Annotated in this window: 18 protein-coding genes; 2 read left to right on the forward strand and 16 right to left on the reverse strand. The window is 40.0% G+C overall.

Translation table 11 applies throughout. The annotated features are described in order from the left end of the window. Positions 1-199: 199 nt before the first annotated feature. The 14 genes from I6F66_RS19615 to yceD all read right to left on the reverse strand — a co-directional run bounded on the left by I6F66_RS19615 (position 200) and on the right by yceD (position 12136). Positions 200-2059: an alkaline phosphatase D family protein gene (locus I6F66_RS19615; protein ID WP_197209614.1), complete on the reverse strand. Its 1860-nt coding sequence runs from the start codon at positions 2057-2059 to the stop codon at positions 200-202. Positions 2060-2063: 4 nt separating this feature from the next. Further along, positions 2064-2843 carry a TatD family hydrolase gene (locus I6F66_RS19620; RefSeq protein ID WP_007585741.1) on the reverse strand — a complete coding sequence of 260 codons (780 nt, stop codon included), beginning with the start codon at positions 2841-2843 and terminating at the stop codon, positions 2064-2066. 115 nt (positions 2844-2958) lie between these two features. Beyond that, positions 2959-3285, reverse strand: a complete 327-nt coding sequence (locus I6F66_RS19625) for a PilZ domain-containing protein (RefSeq protein WP_002962367.1) — start codon at positions 3283-3285, stop codon at positions 2959-2961. Positions 3286-3296: 11 nt separating this feature from the next. After that, on the reverse strand, positions 3297-4211 hold the full coding sequence (locus I6F66_RS19630; protein ID WP_197175591.1) for a DNA polymerase III subunit: 915 nt from the start codon (positions 4209-4211) through the stop codon (positions 3297-3299). A 1-nt stretch (position 4212) separates the two neighbouring features. Then, positions 4213-4839, reverse strand: a complete 627-nt coding sequence (tmk, locus tag I6F66_RS19635; protein ID WP_007585737.1) for a dTMP kinase — start codon at positions 4837-4839, stop codon at positions 4213-4215. A gap of 5 nt (positions 4840-4844) precedes the next feature. Beyond that, positions 4845-5831 (reverse strand): endolytic transglycosylase MltG, encoded by a 987-nt coding sequence (gene mltG / locus I6F66_RS19640; protein ID WP_197139470.1) that lies wholly within the window; start codon positions 5829-5831, stop codon positions 4845-4847. Then, positions 5825-6640 carry an aminodeoxychorismate lyase gene (gene pabC, locus I6F66_RS19645; protein WP_197139469.1) on the reverse strand — a complete coding sequence of 272 codons (816 nt, stop codon included), beginning with the start codon at positions 6638-6640 and terminating at the stop codon, positions 5825-5827. The genes mltG and pabC overlap by 7 nt, the downstream gene beginning before the upstream one ends. Before the next feature lie 59 nt (positions 6641-6699). Further along, entirely contained in the window at positions 6700-7938 is a 1239-nt protein-coding gene (gene fabF, locus I6F66_RS19650; RefSeq protein ID WP_007585731.1) for a beta-ketoacyl-ACP synthase II, read from the reverse strand. Between the two features lie 216 nt (positions 7939-8154). Further along, positions 8155-8391, reverse strand: coding sequence for an acyl carrier protein (gene acpP / locus I6F66_RS19655; RefSeq protein ID WP_002962377.1), 237 nt, complete (start codon positions 8389-8391; stop codon positions 8155-8157). A 250-nt stretch (positions 8392-8641) separates the two neighbouring features. Further along, entirely contained in the window at positions 8642-9388 is a 747-nt protein-coding gene (fabG, locus tag I6F66_RS19660) for a 3-oxoacyl-ACP reductase FabG (protein ID WP_165740127.1), read from the reverse strand. An 11-nt stretch (positions 9389-9399) separates the two neighbouring features. Beyond that, the gene (gene fabD / locus I6F66_RS19665) at positions 9400-10326 is read right to left on the reverse strand and encodes an ACP S-malonyltransferase (RefSeq protein ID WP_197209615.1); all 927 of its coding nucleotides are present in this window, start codon (positions 10324-10326) and stop codon (positions 9400-9402) included. A 52-nt stretch (positions 10327-10378) separates the two neighbouring features. After that, positions 10379-11419, reverse strand: a complete 1041-nt coding sequence (plsX, locus tag I6F66_RS19670) for a phosphate acyltransferase PlsX (RefSeq protein ID WP_007585728.1) — start codon at positions 11417-11419, stop codon at positions 10379-10381. Between the two features lie 12 nt (positions 11420-11431). Continuing rightward, positions 11432-11602, reverse strand: a complete 171-nt coding sequence (gene rpmF, locus I6F66_RS19675; RefSeq protein WP_002962381.1) for a 50S ribosomal protein L32 — start codon at positions 11600-11602, stop codon at positions 11432-11434. A gap of 9 nt (positions 11603-11611) precedes the next feature. Beyond that, positions 11612-12136 (reverse strand): 23S rRNA accumulation protein YceD, encoded by a 525-nt coding sequence (gene yceD, locus I6F66_RS19680; RefSeq protein ID WP_007585727.1) that lies wholly within the window; start codon positions 12134-12136, stop codon positions 11612-11614. A 131-nt stretch (positions 12137-12267) separates the two neighbouring features. Between yceD and I6F66_RS19685 the strand changes: the two genes are divergently transcribed. Next, complete coding sequence (locus I6F66_RS19685) at positions 12268-12867, forward strand: nucleoside triphosphate pyrophosphatase (protein WP_024593395.1); 600 nt, start codon at positions 12268-12270, stop codon at positions 12865-12867. A gap of 9 nt (positions 12868-12876) precedes the next feature. Here the strand turns inward: I6F66_RS19685 and I6F66_RS19690 are convergent, their stop codons facing one another. Then, on the reverse strand, positions 12877-13539 hold the full coding sequence (locus I6F66_RS19690; RefSeq protein WP_197209616.1) for an HAD-IA family hydrolase: 663 nt from the start codon (positions 13537-13539) through the stop codon (positions 12877-12879). Then, positions 13536-14495, reverse strand: a complete 960-nt coding sequence (gene rluC, locus I6F66_RS19695; protein ID WP_010554171.1) for a 23S rRNA pseudouridine(955/2504/2580) synthase RluC — start codon at positions 14493-14495, stop codon at positions 13536-13538. Before rluC ends, I6F66_RS19690 begins: the two co-directional genes overlap by 4 nt. 772 nt (positions 14496-15267) lie before the next feature. Here rluC and rne point away from each other — a divergent pair. Beyond that, positions 15268-18450, forward strand: coding sequence for a ribonuclease E (gene rne / locus I6F66_RS19700; RefSeq protein WP_197209617.1), 3183 nt, complete (start codon positions 15268-15270; stop codon positions 18448-18450). Positions 18451-18920: the final 470 nt, after the last annotated feature.

Genomic DNA, 18920 nt, shown 5'->3' on the forward strand with positions numbered 1-18920 from the left:
TTAAATCCAGAGAAAAAAGAAGCAATGCGGGCGGCATAAAATTTAATTTGATGCGACAACTAACTTGAAAAACTCCGTTTTAGAGAAGGGAATGAACACCGAAACTGTATTCTGATTGGCATTGTGTCTTCTCATTTACTCCTCTTTCGCTTCTCTTTGTGCAAATAGGCCTTTAATTTATTTAATTATTGATTAAGAATTACTGTTCTTCTAAATCAAACTCGGTTAAATGCCCTTCACCATGTATGAGTTGGTAGCGGGCTAAATTTCCTTGCTCTAGTGTTATTAAACTAATAGCTGAGTCGCTTACTAAGTATTTTTGCCCTTCACCTATAGTTTGGTGTTTATCTACTTCCATGTGCCAGCGTTTGGTAAAAAAGTTTAAAGGACTTTTTGGGCCGTATAAAATTGAATCTAGTTTATCGAGTATGTTTATTAATTTACGCGGGAACTCGTTTTTAATACCGCTGGCGGTAAGTTGCCAAATTCGATTAGGGTGATCGCCAAAACGCTTTTGCACTGAAAAGCAAAATGAGTAATGTACATCACCAGATAAAATAAGGGTTTCGTTTGGGGTGTCGGTTCGTCTAAATGTATCGAGTAGCTTTTTGGCTGAGCCTTCGTGCGCCATCCAGTTTTCTACGTCAACCATGAGTGGTTGGCCACATATGTTAAACATGGCTTCAATGGCTTCTATTGATTTAACACCAAACACGGGAGCTGGCGATACAATAATAACTTGGTCGTGGCTTAATAGGCTTTCCTCAAGCTCAGTGAGACGTTCCCAATCAAGTAGACCTGACGGCTCGTTAAAGTTTTGCTCATTTCGCCAGCGGTGCGTACGCGTATCTAGCACCACTACTTTGGGTATTGTCGTTAACTCGTAATGCCAAAAACTAAAATCGTTTAGTGGTTTATCAAATGCTTTAAACTGCCATAAATTATTAGCAGTACGGCTTTGCTTGAAAGGTGTAAGTAGCTCGCCTGTTTTATTTAGTGCATCGTTCCCCATCCCTTGGAAAAGCCAATAACTAATTAAACCGTTATTAATGATCCGTTTACTACTTGGGTTTTCATTTATAGCTTGCTCCCACCCAGCGGTGAGGTTCCAATCATCGGTTACATCGTGATCGTCAAACATCATTAGCGTCGATACATTGGCAAACAACCGCTCTACTTCACTTAAGCCTTTTGCATAATCAATCAGTGCTGTTTTTTCAGCGTCAAAAATAGTTTTTTTTTGCTCGCTTTGACCTGAATATGTTGTGTTTTGTATATCAACGCATTGCCAAGCAGCAGCACTAAAATTTAATAAATAAAGTGCTATATATTCTTCAAAGTGGATGAGGTGGTTATACGCTTTTACACTTGAGAAATGAGGTTCGTCTTTTTTTAGCCAGTAACCCACACCTAACTTTGAGCGTTTTTGCCAAGGCGTTTTTGGTAAAAACAAATGGCGATTATAAAGTTGCTCATTTATGTCGGCGGGTAGCTCAATGGCAAGTGGTTGCTCTTTATAAATACCTAAGGCTTTAATTAACTGATGAACAGCTAATAACATGGGCCCTGCTACGTCATCGGCATAAACCTGATCACCGCTCAGTAATAACAATTGTGCGCCTTGATTATTATTAGCGCGCTGAGTATTTTGCCAGTGACTTGCAGACACTAAGCTGTCTTTTGCTGGATGATGTGCATTACGGCACGAGCCATGCAAAATATCACTCAGTTCATTAGGAATTACAAATGCAGGCGTTGTTTGATTGCTATAGCACCAAGGCGATAAATCCATTGCTGTATCGTCAATTACAAGCTTATAGCTTAATAAGCTATCGACAGGGAGTTTGTTATTTATTGGCTTTATAATGACGAAATGCAGATACAAATGTTCCCCTAAAGAAACAGTGTGTTGATCGCTATAACATTCATGATTTATAAGTGTAATTTGGCAATTTGCAGGTCTGGAGGTAGCAAACTGAATACAGACTCCAGTTTGCTCTGCACGGCGCACCATTGGCCCCATTAGTAAAATAGGAAGGTTTACCGTGTGAGTAATCATGTATTTAGCCTTTAGCTGCTAATTTAAATAAAGAATAAAAGTTCTCGGTAGTCGCTTTAGCCAGTTCATTAAAGCTAATGCCTTTAAGTTCGCTAATGTAATAAGCAACATCTTCTACGTACGCTGGCTGGTTTGTTTGCCCACGATACGGTACTGGTGCTAAATAAGGCGAGTCGGTTTCTATTAGTAATCTATCTAGCGGTATTTGTTTTACTACTTCTTTTAGCTCAATAGCATTTTTAAAGGTAACAATGCCCGAAATAGAAATATAAAAGCCCATGTCTATGGCTTTTTTAGCCATATCCCAGTCTTCAGTAAAGCAATGTAGCACACCACCGCAGTTTTCGGCCTTGTGCTCGCGCATTAAATTAATGGTGTCGGCGCGGGCATCACGAGTATGAATAATTAACGGTTTTTGTAATTCGTTAGCTACTTCAATATGCCCAACAAAGCTTGCTTGCTGCACTGCGTGAGTATCTTTTGAATAGTAGTAATCAAGGCCCGTTTCGCCAATAGCAACGACTTTTTCGTGTGAGGCTAAGTCAATTAGTTGCTGTTTATTAAGGGCGTCTTTTTGATCAAGTGGATGTACACCGCATGAGGCTGAGACATCGTCGTAATGCTTAATTTTATCAAGCATGCTTGGAAACTGATCAAGCGTTACGCTTACACATAAAAAGTGCTCTATTTGCTTTGCACGCGCTTTATCAAGAACTTGGTCAAGGTTTAAGTCTAGTTTATCAAAATCAAGACGATCTAAATGGCAATGAGAATCTACAATCACTATAAGGCCTGTATTATGTTCAGGGTTTAAATTTGTTCGTTTAATTTATTATGTTAATAATTAAAAGAACCCAATATAGGGCGGCGTTAATCTCAATGAAAAACCGACCCTATAACTACATGGTATATGTTTGATCGCCTGAGTTTAACATAGTCCCAAGTAGCTTTTCGATTTTAGCGTTTAGGTTTGTTTTATCGTCTAAAAAGCTAATACCAATACCTGGAGGGTTAGAGCTTTGTGCCCCTTGTGGCGTGATCCACGACACTTTACCTGTTACTACATCATCTTCTAAGGCATCGGGCAAGGTAACTCTAAGTGCTAATGAATGCCCTGCTTCGTAACGCATATTAGTACGTACAAATAAGCCACCTTTTTTTAAGTAAGGCATATAACAACGGTATAACTCGTCTAAATCGTCTATGTCTACTAGTAGTTCTTGCATGATTAATCCTTTTAAGAATTTCGCAATGTGTATGCTAATCGCGATACAGCAAGCGATAAATTAAGGCCAAGTACTTGTGTGTTATTTTGTAAAAACTCGCCTAATGCATTTTGAGCACTTTTATAAGCGTCAAAACTCATACCTTGCAGTAATTGCTGCTTTAGTTGCACACTTAAAAACAAAGTAAATATACGAACAAGTTCAGGCTGTTTATTTATTATATCGACTAACACTTTGAAATTATGGCTTTGTTTAAACTCAGTTGCAAACTTATACAGTGTATCAATATTTTTTAGTTGGTCTTGCTGTTGCCAATGCTTTACTTGCAGCGGTTGGTTATAAAAAAGTGCTAACCAACTATAGTTGGGTATATCTAATGTCTCTAGCCATTGCTGAGCAAGTGCTGTATTTGTTATTTTTACATCGCTTTTAGCGCATCGACTTAAAATAGTTGCAGGGAGCTGTGCTGGTTGACTTGTAGTTAATATTAAAAAGCGGCTATTAGTTGGCTCTTCAAGTGTTTTTAATAATGCGTTAGCTGCTGCAGTAGTCATTTTTTCGCAATTTTCGATTATCGCTACTTTATTACCATTTTGCGCTGCTGAGTGATTCATAAAATCACTAATGCCGCGTATATCATCTACGCCTATGCTTTGCCCATCAACTTGCGTTAAACGCTTGTCGGGATGAGTACCCGCAAGAGTAAGTAAACAGCTTTTACAATGCCCGCAAGGTTTTAGCATACTGTTTTGCGCAGCTACCTGCTTAGCTATATTTTGGCATAACAAAGCATTACCAAGCTCATCACTTAACTCAAATTTACCTACGCCAACAGGCCCACAAAATAATTGCGCATGATGAAAACGCTCTGCGCGATAACTTTGCGCTAAACGTGCTTGGGTATCATGTAGCCACGGCAATGGCATATTATTTTAGGCCTTCAAAAAATGAATGCAGTACATTGGTTATATCGCGATGTACTTTATCAATACTTTGGTTTGCATCAACCGTTTTAATTGTGTTGTCGTCATTAGCAAGTTCAACATAACGCATACGTGTACGCTGAAAAAACTCAATGGCTTCTTGTTCAATACGGTCAAGCTCACCACGTCCTTTTGCACGTTCAAGGCCTATCACTGGATCAATATCAAGGTAAATAGTTAAATCAGGCTTTAAGCCCTTTAATACCATTGACGAAAGTGAAGCTAATGTATTTGAGCTAATACCACGCCCACCACCTTGATACGCCTGAGACGATAAGTCATGACGATCGGCAAGTACCCATTGGCCTTTATCAAGCGCTGGGGTAATAACATTGTGCATTAATTGCGAACGTGCTGCGTACATAATAAGCAACTCGGTTTCAAAGGCAATTTCTTCTTCGTGCTCTGCTTTTACAAGCGTACGAAGCGATTCAGCAAGCGGTGTGCCGCCAGGTTCGCGGACGTTAATGAAGTCTATTTTTTGTTTGTTTAAAAAGTCTTGGCATAACGAAATAGCGGTTGATTTACCCGCGCCTTCTAGCCCTTCTATTACTATAAATTTTGATTTCATAAAAATTAATTCTTTTTATTTAATATATACGTTTTAACTGCCGCGTTATGCTGCTTTAACGTGGTTGAAAACTGGTGGCTACCATCGCCTTTTGATACAAAGTAAACGTATTCACTTTGTGGCGGATTAACTGCAGCTAAAATAGCGGCTTTTGATGGCATTGCAATCGGTGTTGGTGGTAAACCATTAATACGATACGTATTGTAAGGCGTATAATCGCGTAAATCTTTGCGTTTAATATCGCCATCAAAATCAGCGCCTAATCCGTATATTACGGTTGGATCGGTCTGTAAGCGCATATTGGTGTTTAATCGATTAACAAACGCTGATGCAATTAACGGACGCTCGCTGGCAAGGCCTGTTTCTTTTTCAATAATTGAGGCCATTATAAGTGCTTCGTATGCTGTTTTGTAAGGGAGCTCAGCTGCGCGCTGCTGCCAAGCATCGTCTAACGTTTGCTGCATTTTTTGTGCTGCACGTTTTAATACACTGCTTGCAGTATCGTTATTATGATAGTGGTAAGTGTCGGGGAATAACCAGCCTTCTAAGTGCGTATTATTACCCAGTATTTGTGTACTTAGTTCATCACTTTTTAAATCGTTTTGTAAATTATCGGCTTTTTTAATAGCACTTAGTACTTCACGTAAGTTTTGCCCTTCAATTATGGTAAAACTAAAGTTGATTTGCTGGCCTTGATTAATTTTTTTTACGTTGTTGATAACGCTATCATCTGTTAGCTCGTAAAGGCCCGCTTTTAAATCGGTAAGTGTGGGATCTAATTTGGCAATTACTTGATAACGCCAGCAACTCTCTACCCAGTTGTTAGCTTGCCACTGCTGACATAACTTATTAAAGCCAGTGCCATGCTTAACTTCAAATTGTGTGTTTTGCGCTACTTTTAGCGGGCTATTTATTGTTGCTTGTAATTGCTGGTAACCAATAGCAGTGGTTATAACAGCTAAAAAAAGTACCGATAAAATAACTTTTAACACTCAGCCTCCTTGGCTAATAATCTAGTTAGTAATGCGTAGCTGTCGTCTGTATTAAATACCTGTTGCTCAATACGTTTAACAGGTACTGCTCCCATTAAGCTATTACACAAAAATACAGCGTCTGCTTGGGTTAAATCTTCTACTTTCACGCGTTTAAATTCAACAGGCAATTTATCACATAACGATTGTAGATAAACGCCCTTTATTCCGCACTCATCAAGCAATGGCGTAAACACACACTTATTTTTAATCGCAAAAATATTAGCGGCTGAAGCTTCAATTACATTGTTATTGTAATCAAGCACTAACACATCGTCACAGTTTTGCGTTTGCATCGCTTTTTTAACTAGCACTTGTTCAAGCCGGTTTAATGTTTTAAGGCCCGCTAAATATGGCTGTGCCGCTAATTTAATCGGGCTTATTTCGAGATTTACACCCTTTTTAGTAAGCGCTTCGTAATTACTAGGGTAATCTAATACACTCAATAAAATAGTGACATTACACTCACTTGGCAGCCCATAACCACGTCCGCCTTCGCCTCGCGTTACAAGTATTTTAAGCACGTTTAGTGGTGCAGCGTTTATATGCAAAGCAATTTGATTTTCAAGGCTATTAAAGTCTAACTCAGGAAAACCCAAGCGCTGTGCGCATTCAATCAAACGCGCTTTATGATGAGCCCAATACTGTACTTGCCCATCAACAACCTTAGCGGTTGTAAAAAAGCCATCACCGTAATTTAAGCCCCTGTCACGCGTGCTTAAAGTGCTGTTTTGATCTACTGCTATTATTGTTTGCATTTTGTTTGGCATATAAAAAAAGCCCAGTTAAACAACTGAGCTCTTATAATTTGATTCGTTGTTAAAAAAGATTATACCTTTTTAAATAGCAACGAGCCATTAGTACCACCAAAACCGAACGAGTTACACAGTGCAAAGTCTAACTTTGCATCACGTGCAGTGTGAGCAATATAATCTAAGTCACACCCTTCGTCTGGGTTATCAAGGTTGATAGTTGGCGACACTTTTTGATCTGTCAGTGATAAAATCGAAATAATCGATTCAACTGAACCTGCAGCACCTAACAAGTGACCCATCATCGATTTAGACGAGCCTACCATTACATCTTTAGCTGCATTACCAAAAATAGACTTAACAGCGGCAGTTTCTGCTTTATCGCCTGCATTTGTAGATGTACCGTGTGCGTTAATGTAACCAATTTGCTCAGCGTTTACTTGCGCATCGTTTAGTGCGTTTTGCATTGCAAGTGCAGCACCCGCACCATCTTCTGGTGGTGACGTCATGTGATACGCGTCGCCGCTCATACCAAAGCCTACTAGCTCAGCATAAATTTTAGCGCCACGTGCTTTAGCATGTTCGTACTCTTCAACTACAACAACACCCGCACCGTCAGAAAGCACAAAGCCATCGCGGTCTTTATCCCAAGGGCGAGAAGCCGCTTGTGGATCGTCGTTACGTGTTGAAAGTGCACGCGCAGCATTAAAGCCACCCATACCAATTGGGGTACACGCTTTTTCTGCACCGCCAGCAACCATTGCATCTGCATCACCGTAGGCAATCATGCGAGCTGCATGGCCAATATTATGCAAACCAGTAGTACAGGCAGTTACAATTGAAATATTTGGACCACGAAGTCCATGCATCATTGATAAATGACCTGAGATCATATTAATAATGGTAGACGGCACATAAAATGGCGATAACTTGCGCGGACCACTATTTAATAGCTTAATGTGGTTTTCTTCAATTAACGTAAGCCCACCAATACCTGAACCTACAGCTACACCAATGCGTGCTGCGTTTTGCTCAGTGATTTCAAGGCCTGAATCTTTAAAGGCTTGAACACCCGCTGCAATGCCGTACTGAATAAACAAGTCCATTTTTTTAGTATCTTTCGCTGACATGTATGCAGTTGCATCAAAATCATTTATTAAACCAGCGAATTTAGTACCAAATTTTGATGTATCAAAGTGCGTTATTGTTTGAATGCCACTTTTACCATCTAATAAGCCTTGCCAGGTTGATTGAACATCATTACCTAGCGGCGTCAACATTCCTAAGCCAGTTACGACGACTCGACGTTTAGCCACGGTTTGCCTCCAATAAGGGATATTTTACAAGGGGATGATCATACCCAAGCTACCTCAAAGTGCTAGTCCCAAAATAGATTAAAAACGCATAACACTATCAAAATTAATTTTTAGCTAAAATTGAGCATAGAGATTTAAGTTTTGAATCACGAACTTTGAGGTGGTTTGGATATAAAAAATTAAAGGCAGCGGATGCTGCCTTTAACGTGCGATTAATTACTCAGCGTGTGCTGTAACGTAATCGATAGCAGTTTGTACTGTAGTGATCTTCTCAGCTTCTTCATCTGGGATCTCAGTATCAAACTCTTCTTCAAGAGCCATTACTAGTTCAACAGTATCAAGAGAATCTGCACCTAGGTCATCTACGAAAGAAGATTCATTTTTAACTTCTTCTTCTTTAACACCTAGTTGTTCAATGATAATTTTCTTTACGCGTTCTTGGATATCGCTCATTCTTCTTTCCTTTATTAAAAACGCCAATGCGTTATTTTCAGATTGCGGCGTAGTTTACGCCGCATAATTCTCTGATTCAATGATTTGACCATAAATAATTGTCTGGTCAAACCTCTGAGTGTGTGTTTTGTCTTTTATCGCTTATTTTCGCAGCGATTTCAAGTATGTTTAAAGCAAGTTCACAAATAATTCAATGTTTTTGAGGTAACTTACTTAACTTTATCAAGTAGCAATCTAGGTACAATGGCGATTAAACCATGTACATCGCGCCATTTACATGCAAAGTTTCGCCTGATACATACGCAGCCGCGTCAGATGCTAAATAACATACTGCAGCAGCAATTTCGTCTGGTTGACCTAAACGCCCTGCTGGAACATTAGCAAGCGTTGCTGCTTTTTGCTCGTCAGTTAAATTATCAGTCATATCTGTTTGAATAAAACCAGGTGCAATTACGTTAACGGTAATACCACGTGATGCAACTTCGCGCGCAAGTGATTTAGAAAAACCAATTACACCCGCTTTAGCAGCTGCATAATTAGCCTGACCTGCATTACCCATAGTGCCCACTACTGAGCCAATGTTAATTATACGGCCTTTCTTTTTCTTCATCATTGGGCGAAGTACAGCTTTAGATAAACGGAAAACTGAGCTTAAATTAGTGTCGATAATATCGTCCCACTCAGTTTCTTTCATACGCATTAATAAGTTATCGCGTGTAATACCTGCGTTATTTACAAGTACGTCAATATCGCCTAAATCAGCTTTTATTGCAGCAAGTGTGGCTTCTATTGATGCAGGATCGGTCACGTTTAATGCATAACCTTTACCGTTTTCACCTAGGTACTCACTAATTTTAGCAGCACCTGACTCACTTGTTGCAGTACCTGCAACTTTAGCGCCTTGTGCAACTAATGTGTTTGCAATTGCTTTACCAATACCACGGCTGGCGCCAGTAATTAGGACAACTTTGCCCTCTAAAGAAAATAAATTAGACATTTTATATACTCTTATTTAGCTGCAGCGATTGAAGCGGCGTCGTTTACCGAACCACAAACCATTGCTTTATCAATTCGTTTCGCAAGCCCTGTTAATACTTTACCAGGACCAAATTCGTAGCTTTGTGTTACATCTTGTGCAACCAAGGCTTGTACTGTTTCTGTCCAGCGAACTGGGCTATAAAGCTGGCGTACTAGTGCATCTTTAATTGCATCTGCTGACGCTTGTGCTTTTACATCAACATTATTAATTACATCACACTTAGGTGTATTAAATGTTAAAGCGGCTAAGTCTGCTGCTAGCTTGTCAGCTGCTGGCTTCATTAACTCACAATGTGAAGGTACGCTAACAGAAAGTGGTAATGCACGTTTAGCACCGGCATCTTTACATGCTTGCGATGCTCTATCTACTGCCGCTTTATGGCCTGCGATAACAACTTGACCAGGAGAGTTGTAGTTAACTGGAGACACAACCTCACCTTGCGCTGAGGCAGCACACGCCGCTTTAATTTCTTCATCGCCTAAGCCAATAATAGCAGCCATCGAACCTACGCCTGCTGGCACGGCTTCTTGCATGTATAAACCACGGTTTTCAACAAGCTTTACGGCTTCGCTCAAGCTTAATACATCGCTACATACTAACGCTGAGTATTCACCTAAGCTGTGACCCGCCATAACAACGTCTGCATCAGGGTTAGCTGCTAACCAATCACGGTAAATAGCAACACTTGCAGTTAGTAATGCAGGTTGTGTGCGGTGGGTTTGATTTAATTTTTCTTCTGGGCCATTAATAACTAGCTCTGCTAAGTCGTAACCCAGTGCATTTGACGCTTCTGTAAATGTTGCTTTAACAATGTCAGAACTCTCTAGTAGTTCTTTTAACATACCAACGCTTTGCGAGCCTTGACCTGGGAATAGAAGTGCAATTTTTTGTGCCATACTTTGCTCTTTTTAATTAAACAAATAAATAATGAAATACACGGCACATCAATTATTGATTAACCGCCGTGTCTTTAGAATGTGTTTTTTCGAAAATAGCGGCTATTTTATCAGGAAGTTGACGTTCAACCTCTTTTACCGCTTCATCAATTGCTGCTTGAAATGCTTTAGCTGACGCATTTCCATGACTTTTAACGACAATACCGCGCAATCCTACCAGAGAAGCACCGTTATACTGGTCGGGGTTCACCCTTTTATAGAGTTTTTTTATTATTGGGCGCAATATAAACGCCATACATTTATATAAAAGGTGCTTTTCGAGTGCGGTTGTAAACTTATTCATAATAAGCTTGGCAATGCCTTCACATGTTTTAAGTGCTACGTTGCCAACAAACCCTTCGCATACAATGACATCAGCCTTACCCGAAAAAATATCACTTCCTTCGCTGTAACCAATATAATTTATATGTGGGCTTTGCTGCATTAATTGTGCAGCTTGTTTAATGTCGTCGTGGCCTTTAATGTCCTCAGCGCCAATATTTAATAAACTAACGCGAGGATTATCCAAACCAAGTGCTTGTCCAGCAACAATAGAGCCCATAATGCCAAACTGATACAACATTTGCGCATCACAATGCACATTAGCACCTAAGTCAAGTAAATATACTGGGTTTTTAAGCTCTGTAGGAACAGATGAAATGAGTGCGGCACGTTTAACACCTGGCAGCATTTTTAATACATAGTGAGCCATAAAAAATAGAGCGCCGGTATTACCTGAGCTAACACATGCTTGAGCCTCGCCCGATTTAACTAAATCTAGGGCAACACGCATGGATGAATCTTTTTTTGAACGCACAGCAATTGCTGGTTCACAGGCATTAGTGACTATTTCACTACAGTGACGAATTATGAGTCTAGGATGAGGTAGAGAATCGAGGGATTCGAGTTCTTTAGATATAACGTGTTCATTGCCACATAAAATGAGAGTTAAATTGGCATGAGCATTTACCGCACAAACGGCAGCAGGAATAGATGAACGGGGGCCGTAATCGCCCCCCATCATATCTAACGCTATGGTTAGATCTTTCAGCATATAAGTAATCTCTTATTTAGAAATTACTTGAACGCCTTTGTAGTAACCATCTGCAGTCACATGGTGACGACGATGAGTCTCACCAGATGTTTGATCTACAGTTAAAGTTGGACCACTGATCGCATCGTGTGAACGGCGCATGCCGCGTCTTGCACGAGACTTTTTGCTTTTTTGTACAGCCATAGTCTTCTCCTAAGAATCTTTCTTAAGTTGTTTCAAAATATCAAATGGATTAGGTTTATCATCTTCCGCCTTTAATACACCAAAGCTGGCAGGCTTTGCTGAATAACTGCATGAAGCTTCGTTGTGGGTAGCTACTAATGGAATTGCTAAAATTAGTTCGTCTTCAATTAAATTAAAAACGTTAACTTCACCATTTTCATCAAGCGCTACTTCATCGTAGTCTTCTGGAAAAATATCTAACTCTGTATCTTCACCTACTGGTGAATATGCAAAGTCTTGAACCAAATCCAACCCTAAATCACCATTACAACGTTGACAAATGACAGTAACGTGTGTGGACAAATTGCCTCTAATCACAGCGAAACCTTGATCATCGTTTTTGCAATGTATTTTTACCGCTATTTCACCTACTTCTTCCTGCACAACTTTCTCTAAACGAGTAAGTTTTTCAAGCGGTACAATTCCGTCATACTTTAAACGGTGCTGCGCTGCTTTGCCTGGATGAAGAGTGATGGGAATTTTCACCTTTTGCATAGGGGCTGCATCATATAGATAGTTAGTTTGTTAGTCAAAGTAAAAAACCATTTTTACTTGGTTTTTAACGTGTTTTACTCTCGGATCTGATTTATCCTAACTCAATCTGAATTATTGAAGGAAAACAGTCCGTGAAGCACCCACTTATTTTAGCGTCAAGCTCGCCTTTTAGGCAGTCTTTATTACAAAAATTTAATTTACCATTTGATACGTTTTCACCGGATGTTGACGAATCAGCACTTGAAGCCGAAACACCTACTGAACTGGTTAAGCGTTTAAGTGAATTAAAAGCCTCAGCGGCTAATAAACACTTTAACAAAGGGTTAGCTATTGGATCAGACCAAGTCGCTGTGTTTAACAATCAAATTTTAGGTAAACCACATAATAAACAAAATGCCGTAAAACAACTAAATTTATTTAGCGGCAATACTGTAACATTTTTAACAGGGCTTTGTGTTTACGATATTGTAACTGGCACTAAAAAAACGAGTGTTGAACCCTTTGATGTTACTTTTAAAATACTTAGTGATGCACAAATTAGTGCTTATTGCGACGCAGAGCAGCCTTATAACTGTGCTGGTAGTTTTAAAAGCGAAGGGTTGGGTATTTGTTTATTTGAAAAACTAACGGGTGACGATCCTAATAGTTTAATAGGATTACCATTAATTAAACTCAGCCAATTACTGGCTGAGTTTGGTATTGACGTGCTTACTGCTCAGGACAAGTTCTAGTTAAATAAATTAGCCAAGCAAAATCTGTTGCAGATGCAGATAATTATCTGCAGTTGCAATAGGGCTAAGCTTATTTAGCTGCTGTGCGTTGTGTACACCCATTGTTACGCCAATTCTATCCATGCCAGCAGCTTTTGCCATTGTCATGTCTATTTGAGTGTCGCCAATCATTACAGCGTCTTGAGCACTTATGCCAAGTTCTTCAAGTAATTGATACAACATATCTGGAGAGGGCTTTGATTGCGCGTCATCGCTTGTACGTGTTGCACTAAAAAAATGGCGCAATTGACTTTGTTCAAGCAAACGATCTAACCCACCCCTACCTTTACCTGTTGCAACCGCTAAAACAATGCCCTGCTCTTTTAAGGCATTTAAAACGCTGACAACATTAGCAAATACAGGCGTGGGAGTAGTATCCACACTGTATTGATATTTATAACCTGAAATTAACGCTTGGTGCTGCGCTACATTATCTGGAAATAAAACGTCAATTGCTTTTTCAAGCGACATACCAATAATATTTTTAATGGCTTCGTCACTAGGCGACACTAAATTAAGTGACTCAGCACTACTACGAATACAGTTAACTATTTTAGTGACTGAATCCATAATGGTGCCGTCCCAATCAAAAATGACGAGCTTATATTTTTTAATTGGAGTCACTTTTATCACAGTTTTGCATCTCGTAATTTTAGTAATGTATTTTTAAGCGTTTTATCTAGCGGTGCTTCAATACGCATAGTTGTTTCGTTTTTAGGGTGATAAAAACTTAAATCATGTGCGTGTAAAAACAATCGGTTTAACCCAACTTTACGCATAGAATCGTCAAAACCCTGATCGCCATATTTATCGTCGCACGCTATTGGGTGACCTTTACATTGCGTATGCACACGTATTTGATGTGTACGCCCTGTAACAGGTGATGCTTGTACCAATGAGCAGTCATTAAAACGCTCTAATACTTTAAAGCGAGTATGTGAAGGTTTACCCTCAGTGTTATCTACGCGTACTACGCGCTCACCCGATTTAAGAGTGTTTTTACGCAGCCCTTCGGTTACGTTTTTAGTTTTAGAGTCCCACTGCCCTTCTACAAGCGCCCAGTAATTTTTTTCCATTGTTTTTTCACGAAGTTGTTCATGCAATGCGGTTAACACCGAACGACGCTTCGCTATAAGTAAACAACCCGATGTATCACGGTCAAGCCTGTGAACTAGCTCAAGGCTACGTTCCTCTGGGCGAAGTGCTCGCAAAGCTTCAATTAAACCATAACTTAAGCCACTGCCGCCATGAACAGCCATACCTGATGGCTTATTGATAACGATGAGGTATTTATCTTCAAATAAGATATCGTTTTCAAGGCGCGTTACTTTGTCTAATTTTGATGGAACAAATTCTTCACGCTCAGCAACTCTGATAGGTGCAATACGAAGTACATCTTCAAGCTGTAGTTTATATACAGGCTTAATACGCTTTTTATTAACGCGTACCTCACCTTTGCGCAAAAGTTTATAAATAGCGCTTTTAGGCACCCCTTTTAAATGGGTAATAAGAAAGTTATCAATACGCTGACCTAAATGGTCTTCGTTGATCGTGACATAAGTTACTTGTAAGTCGTTTTTTTCTGACATTGCCTAATCACTAATTTAAGTAAAATAATTTAGTTGCTAACACTGTAATAATAGTGGGATAATCAGCAGCGCAAATATTTAGTATTTGCAAATAACAACGGTGCTTTTTAACACATTAAAACATTCGTGATGCACATTCTGGGTAGCCGATCATACAGATCCGAGTTAAGTTTTCCAAAGCTTTTATGCCTCCTCAGTTAACACGTGCGATCAATTAACGGCAATGCGCGTAATATATTGCTGGTTAAGTTTGAACATGAAACGATTTTTAACGTGCTAGAGAAAGCAATGAACAGATAATTTGTCTGATAGTGACGACGTAAAAAACGTCGTTCAGCACTAGCTCAATTATTGTAGTACCGTACAGCAGCTTATTTAGAACTAAAAAAATCTAATAAATAAGCGTTCATTAACATCGGCAGCGATTTTTGCTCTTAAAACGGATATTAGCGATACATCAGTATGTATTGCTCACCAACTTAATGAGCCCTACGCGCCTAATATGAATGATATTTAGTAAGATTAATATGACAGGCCGACTTCTGGGTAAAACTTGTAAACGTAGCTGAAAAGCCGACAGTTTTAGCACCATTAAGAATTTAATAGCGATAACAATTGCTATTGTTTGCCAGCATTTAAAATACTGCATACGAGATACAGAGCCGTTCCGTTAAAGACCCAGTCGTGAGGCTGCACATTCTAAAAATAGGGACAACTGAACAGGCGAGAAAAACATCGTCATGTCAGCGACATAAATAAGTAGAGTAACAATATGAAACGTATGCTAATCAATGCAACGCAGCAAGAAGAAATGCGCGTAGCACTGGTTGATGGCCAGCGCCTTTATGATTTAGATATCGAAAGCCCAGGTCACGAACAGAAAAAAGCCAATATTTATAAAGGCAAAATCACTCGCATTGAACCATCTCTTGAAGCAGCATTTGTTGATTACGGTGCTGACCGCCATGGTTTCCTTCCTTTAAAAGAAATTGCCCGTACTTACTTCCCTGCAGGTTACACTTTTCATGGTCGCCCTAATATTCGCGACGTGATCAAAGAAGGTCAAGAAGTTATAGTACAAGTTGATAAAGAAGAGCGTGGCCAAAAAGGCGCTGCGTTAACTACTTTTATCAGTGTTGCTGGTAGCTACTTAGTGCTTATGCCTAACAACCCACGTGCTGGCGGTATTTCTCGTCGCATTGAAGGTGATGAACGTACTGAACTTAAAGAAGCATTGGGTCGTTTAGAACTTCCTAAAGGTATGGGCTTAATTGTTCGTACTGCCGGTGTTGGTAAATCGTTTGAAGAATTAAACTACGATTTAAAAGCATTATTAGTACATTGGGAAGCAATTAGACAAGCAGCCGATAGTGCTAAAGCGCCATTTTTAATACACCAAGAAAGCAATGTGATATTCCGTGCGATACGCGATTATTTACGTCGTGATATTGGCGAAATTTTAATTGATAAACCACGTGTTTTTGAAGAAGCTAAAGCGCACATTGAGCGTTTTCGTCCTGACTTTATGAGCCGTGTTAAGCTTTATCAAGGCGACACTCCTTTATTTACGCATTACCAAATTGAAAGCCAAATTGAGTCTGCGTTCCAGCGTGAAGTACGTCTGCCTTCTGGTGGTTCAATTGTAATTGACCCAACTGAAGCACTTACATCTATCGATATCAACTCGTCTAAGGCAACTAAAGGCGGCGATATTGAAGAAACAGCACTTAATACTAACTTAGAAGCAGCTGATGAGATTGCACGTCAATTACGTCTTCGTGACTTAGGTGGTTTAATTGTTATCGACTTTATCGATATGACGCCTCCACGTCATCAACGTGAAGTAGAAAATCGTTTAAAAGATGCTGCTCGTCCAGATCGTGCGCGTGTTCAAATTGGTAAAATTTCACGCTTTGGTTTACTTGAAATGTCGCGTCAGCGCCTGCGTCCTTCATTAGGTGAAGCAAGCCAAGGCCCATGCCCACGTTGTAGTGGACAAGGTACTATTCGTTCAAACGAATCTATCGCACTTTCTATTCTTCGTTTAATTGAAGAAGAAGCAATTAAAGACAACACAGCACAAGTAAATGCACAAGTGCCTGTTGCCGTTGCTGCTTATTTATTAAATGAGCAACGTCGTAGTGTTCATCGCATTGAAAAGCATCACAAATGTGACGTAGTGATTATTCCTAATCAACATATGGAAACACCACATTACGAAGTTATGCGTTTACGTAAAGACGAAACACTTGAAACGGTAAGTTACGGACAAGTTGTTGCGCCTGAACCTGAAGCATTTGAGATGTCAAAATCACCAAGTGCACCAGTACGTGAAGAGCCAATGCTAAAAGGTGTTGTAATGCCTTCTACACCGGCTCCACAAGCAGCGCCTGCACCAGTAGCTCAGCCTGTAGTAACAGAGACTAAAACTGAAGGTGGCTTGTTTGAAGCAATCACTAAATGGTTTAAATCATTATTTGCAAGCGAAACAGTAGAAGAGAAAAAAGAAGCTGTAGAAAAAGAGCAGCAAGAAGCGCGTAATAACGCTCGCCGTGGTAACGATAATCGTCGTCGTAATAACAACCAACGTCGTCGTAATAATAACCCGCGCACTAATAAACCACGCAATGAGCGCCCTGCAGCTGAAGAGGAAGTTAAAACAGACTCACCAGCAGCAACAAGTACCGAGACTCAAGAGAGAAACGAGAACCGCAATAAGCGTCGTCGTAACCCTAACTCTCGTAAGCGCCCAGAGCATAAAAGCGAAGAAAAAGATCAAGTTAAAACTGAAGCCCCTGTAAAAGCAGAAGTAGAAGTAGAAACTGATTCTAAGCCAGCTCAAGCTGTAGAGCCTAAAGAGCAAAAGCCTAAAGTTCGCCGTCAACGTCGTAACATACGTAAAAAAGTACGTCTGCAAGATGAAAACGCTGAGCAAGCTAACTCAACAGAGCAAACACCTGAACAAGCTGTAGTTATTGATACTCCACAAGTTCAAGAGCAAGCACCTGTTGTAGAAAAGCAAACGCAAGCTCCGGCAGAAAAAACAGCGCATATTAAAGAGGAAAAAGTTGACGTTGAAACTGTTGATTCTAACGATGAAACAGCAACTACAGAAGATGAGCAAGAGCAAACACGTACACGCTCACGCCGTTCTCCTCGTCATCTTCGTGCATCAGGTCAACGTCGTCGACGTCCTGAAGGTGAAGCAGAAGTTAAATCTGACGAAGCCCCTGCATTTGTTCCAGTTGCTGATCAAGCTGCTGCAGAATATGAAGCAGAGCTTAAAGCTAAATCTGAAGAAACACCTGTGGATGCAGCGCAACAAGTTGAACAAGCCGTTGCAGTTGAAGACTTAGCAAAAGTTGAAGCTGTAGAAGAGCCAGCTAAAGTTGAAACGCCTGTAGTAACTGAAGAGCCAGCTAAAGTTGAAACTCCAGTAGCAACTGAAGAGCCAGCTAAAGTTGAAACTCCTGTAGTAACTGAAGAGCCAGCTAAAGTTGAAGCTCCAGTAGCAACTGAAGAGCCAGCTAAAGTTGAAACGCCAGTAGTAACTGAAGAGCCAACTAAAGTTGAAACTCCAGTAGTGACTGAAGAGCCAGCTAAAGTTGAAGCGCCAGTAGTAACTGAAGAACCAGCTAAAGTTGAAACTCCAGTAGTAACTGAAGAACCAGCTAAAGTTGAAACTCCAGTAGTAACTGAAGAGCCAGCTAAAGTTGAAGCAAAAGTGAAAACTGAAAAATCAGCACCGCATGTTAAAACAGCGGTTACTCAAGGGTCTGCAAGTGCGCCAATGGCACAGCCTACTCCTGTAGCTGATAGCGAAGTAAAACACACATCTGTAGCAATGGCTCACGATAAACGTGAACTAGTGCCAGATAGTGGTTTACGTGCGGGTTCTATCAAACCTGCTGGTCGTGCAAGTTCTGCAATGACTAAAACATTGAGTGTTGATTAATAACTAACACTTATTTAAAAGCCCCGCTATTTAATAAATAGCGGGGCTTTTTTGTTTACATACTTTGAATAATTATTAAAGTTTCTTCACGCCCATAATAAGCGATTTGTTCACAAAGAGGTTAAAAGACGCTGCGCTTTTAGAGGTAACAATAAAGCTAAATTGAAAAAGCTCCGCTAATAAACCATCGCTTGTGTTTTCTCATTTACTCCTCTTTCACTTCTCTTTGTGAAATAGATCTTTAAGTTGTTTTGTTAGCAAAGAAATTAAGTAAACAGAAGCGATGCTTCTCCCCCTGTGTCAGGATAGTTGTCGCCTCTAACTTTTAATAGAAGCAGATAAAATGAGACGTCGATTTACACCAGAATTTAAAGTTCACGCTGTTGAAAAAGTATTATCTCAATGTGATGATGTTCGCCTAGAAGATATTGCGCTTGATTTAGGCATCGGTTATTCAACCTTGCAACGAT

This window comes from Pseudoalteromonas sp. NZS100_1, assembly GCF_015864285.1.
Taxonomy (GTDB): Bacteria; Pseudomonadota; Gammaproteobacteria; order Enterobacterales; family Alteromonadaceae; genus Pseudoalteromonas; species Pseudoalteromonas arctica.